Source organism: Vibrio sp. 10N.261.55.A7 (genome assembly GCF_002877365.1).
In the GTDB taxonomy this organism is placed as follows: domain Bacteria; phylum Pseudomonadota; class Gammaproteobacteria; order Enterobacterales; family Vibrionaceae; genus Vibrio.
This window is the reverse complement of record NZ_MCWZ01000074.1, coordinates 1-2286: the sequence shown is the minus strand read 5'-3', so window position 1 is coordinate 2286 and position 2286 is coordinate 1. Positions and strand designations below refer to the sequence as shown.

1 protein-coding gene is annotated in these 2286 nt (G+C 38.8%); it reads right to left on the bottom strand.

Annotation, left to right across the window (positions count from 1 at the left end; all coding sequences use genetic code 11):
- Positions 1-1147: ParA family protein (locus tag BCU12_RS05925; RefSeq protein WP_102403430.1), on the bottom strand; the 1147-nt coding region annotated here is incomplete at its 3' end.
- Between the last annotated feature and the right edge of the window lie 1139 nt (positions 1148-2286).

The following is a 2286-nucleotide window of genomic DNA, read 5'->3' as shown; positions in this document are numbered from 1 at the left end:
CATCTTGAGCGGTAGCAAGCGTCTTCTTGCCTCCCTCAAAATCACCAACAGTAAGGTCAAATACGGTGCTATAAGTATCAGCGCAAGTTTCAAACGCTCGGCTTCGTGGAATCGTCGCCATGGTCACTTGATCACCCAGCAGGTAGTTCATTTCGGTTAATACTGACACTTGTTTTTTATTGTCATCTTCAAACATCGTAGGCATCAAACGCACAAACTCTAGCCCTTTCCAATCGTCAGGGAACATCTCATAAACGGTTGGTAGATGTTGGAAAAAGTTAACTGTGGATGCCCAATCAAGACGTTTCGCAGCACAAGGAATGAGTAGCGCATTAGACGCGTACATCGCATTCCAAACAAGTGGATCAACGTGTGGACCGGTATCTATCATAATGATGTCAAAGTCATCGGCTATCTGGTCAATCAACTTTTCTTTGAGCAGTTTTACGATATCTAACGACTGATTTTGAGAGAGGTGTTGCCACGCTTCAGCGTTAAACATTGCATCTTCAGGGAACGCAGAGACCGTCTTGAGGTTAGGATATTGAGTCGGCATCATGACATTCTTGTGCAAAAACTCTTTATCGACCTCGACGCCATCAGGGATATTATCTAGCATGACATCAACGGCTGAATAGATATTTTCATGCTCAGAAACACTGATTTGAGGATTCAAAAACAAGCGCAGAGAGCCCTGTGGATCTAAGTCAATCAAACATATGCGGTAACGTTTATCCAAATTGAGCGCTAAGCACGCTGCCAAGTGAACGGCAGTCATCGATTTACCTGTCCCACCCTTTTGGTTCTGAACATTAATGATCCATGGCTTATTATCACCATTTTTCTTGCGTTGGTGGAACTTAGCAACCCCAGCAGCATCCATTAACATATGCGCTTCTTGAAGAGAAATCGAATAATGGTTCGCATTGTTTTTTGTAAACTGATGCCCCGCAGATTCAAGTTTACTGATCGCATCATCCAGTTTTCTGCGCGTCAGCCCTGAGCGAGTCTCCATTAATGCCTTGGACATAGGAGGGAAATGCTCGTCACTTCGTTCTTCTAATACAATCTCAATACGGTCAGCTTGAACTTGCTGCGTTTGTTCAGCTAGCTGGTAGAGATTTTCAATGGTTTGTTCTCTTTTCATTGCCAGATTCCGTTATCATTAACCCACTCACCAATTGTACAGCACTTAATGACATACACAATAAAAAGGTGAACATTCAATTAAATATAAAGTTATCATTAATTAGAGTGCAAACTATGTAATTAATGAATGTTGCTAATTTCATCTCAAAGAACACTTTAAATTTCTTCACTAGTTCTACCTGTATCTACTACAGAATTTAAGTGTTACCACGTCACCAATTTACAATGTAAAATGATTATTCGGTGTAAATATTTTTTTGTCCATATCAACCGCATTTAACCATATTTTGCCGGAACGATTACAAAGTGCACTCTAATTACGGACAGTGTAATTTCAATCGGTAACCACAACGAAAGAAATCACATATGTATAAGAAGAACGTTCTCATAAGCCATTTATAGTCACAACTTTCGAATCTGCCTACCTTCCACTGATAGCTTCACTAGGAAGTATGATCAAGGAAGCTATCATGATCATTCGTCCGTGTAATTTCGTAAACTCGGAAAGATGATCAAGAGAAATATTGGGGAAGTATTTATATTAATGGTGATCTTATACAAGGATCACTTTACGGAACAATGATCAAGTGATAGTTACTATCGGAAGCATGTAAATAGTTGTCTAAGTTACGGCTAGATGTAGATACACTAAAGGCTAGAGCCAAATACACATGGATTCTAGCTTAAGCCATTGTATTCATCTCAAACCATTGGAAAATGACGCAATTACATGATCATGCTTTCGAGTAATAGGACGAAGCAGCAGTGGTTGCTCCTCTAGAACAAAACAAGTCGAGCCAATGCAATATTGTTCAATAAGCAAACAGTAGTGACGATTCTGTATCTTCACATGATCATGCTTCCAAGAGTTCAGCCTATTTATTATCATTAGAAAGAAGTAAATCAGGTTAATATAGAACTCGGTGACTAAAACGGTTGTGGATAAGATGTTAATACCTGATGATCATACTTTCAGCACCACATGATCATCGATCCTACTTATAGATGATCATGCTTGTAAGATAGTTTGATCATGCTTTCATCATTACGATGATCATAGTTTCGTTTAATACATGATCATGCTTTCAGAGGAATATTTTTTTATTCAATTAAATACAGTAACTTACAAGAAAAATC